Origin of the sequence: Flavobacterium sp., from assembly GCF_003525665.1 — a bacterium.
Lineage (GTDB): Bacteria > Bacteroidota > Bacteroidia > Flavobacteriales > Flavobacteriaceae > Flavobacterium.
In genome coordinates this window covers 1-1180 of record NZ_DQDX01000119.1, presented here as the reverse complement: position 1 = coordinate 1180, position 1180 = coordinate 1, and the positions used below count along the sequence as shown (strand labels likewise).

1 protein-coding gene and 1 pseudogene are annotated in these 1180 nt (G+C 29.8%); both read left to right on the top strand.

Translation table 11 applies throughout. The features are described 5' to 3' along the window. Nucleotides 1–430, top strand: a pseudogene (locus DIU01_RS08605) (lipid-A-disaccharide synthase); the annotation flags it as partial. Nucleotides 431–475: 45 nt separating this feature from the next. Beyond that, complete coding sequence (locus DIU01_RS08600) at nucleotides 476–952, top strand: C40 family peptidase (RefSeq protein WP_290833512.1); 477 nt, start codon at nucleotides 476–478, stop codon at nucleotides 950–952. Nucleotides 953–1180: the final 228 nt, after the last annotated feature.

The following is a 1180-nucleotide window of genomic DNA, read 5'->3' as shown; positions in this document are numbered from 1 at the left end:
GGAATATTCGTTTTATCAGCAATTTCTAAAAGGAAAAAACATAAAATTTGTCGCCAATAAAACCTACGATTTGTTGAGTAATTCTCAAGCTGCGTTGGTCACATCTGGAACAGCAACTTTAGAAACAGCGCTTTTCAAAGTTCCAGAAGTGGTTTGTTACAAGGGAAGTTGGGTTTCGTATCAAATTGCAAAACGAATTATTACTTTAAAATATATTTCGTTGGTAAATTTAATTATGGATGAAGAAGTCGTTACCGAGTTGATTCAAAATGATTGTAATCCGATGAAAATTAAAACCGAATTGACTAAAATTTTAGAGGAGAGTAATCGTAAAAAACTACGTGAAAAATACGACGAGACAGAACAAAAACTTGGTGGAATTGGAGCAAGTGAAAAAACTGCAAAGCTAATTGTTGCCGAAATTTCATAATAATTTTAAAGTTCATTCGTTCTTTTTTAGATAAAATTGACAATTTTGAAACACCTACTCTATCTTATTGCCTTACTTTTTTTGGTTGCTTCCTGTAAATCGACTTCATCAGCAACAAGCAGTTCGAAAAAAACTTCTCAATTAAACGAACAAATAATTGACGATGCAACTGATAAAATTGGAAAGCCCTACAAATATGGCGGAACAACAAATGCAGGATATGATTGCTCTGGATTGGTTTTTACTTCTTTTCAAAAAAATGACATTTCACTTCCTAGAACATCTTTTGAAATGTCTAAAAAAGGAACAATCATTAAAAAAAATGATTGTAGAAAAGGCGATTTAATCTTCTTCAAAACCAACGGAAAAAGTAGAATAAACCATGTTGGAATTATAACCGAAGTTGACGATGACGAAATCAAATTTGTACATTCATCAACCCAACGAGGCGTGATAATATCCTCTACAAAAGAAGATTACTACCGAAAATCGTTTGCTCAAATTAACAGAATAGTTGATTAAAAATCAAATTTTTATTCTTTTTATGTAGGAATTATCATTTTTTTAATACTTTTAGAATATGAAAGTATTGCAATTTCCCTTAATTAAAATTACTTTTTGCTTTGTATTTGGAATTTTATTTGCCTAAATGACCAAGCCTACATTTCTATTTGCCTTACTTTCATTAGTAATTTTTAGCTCTATCACATTAATTATCAATTTTTTATCAAATGTTATTAATGCTTTTAA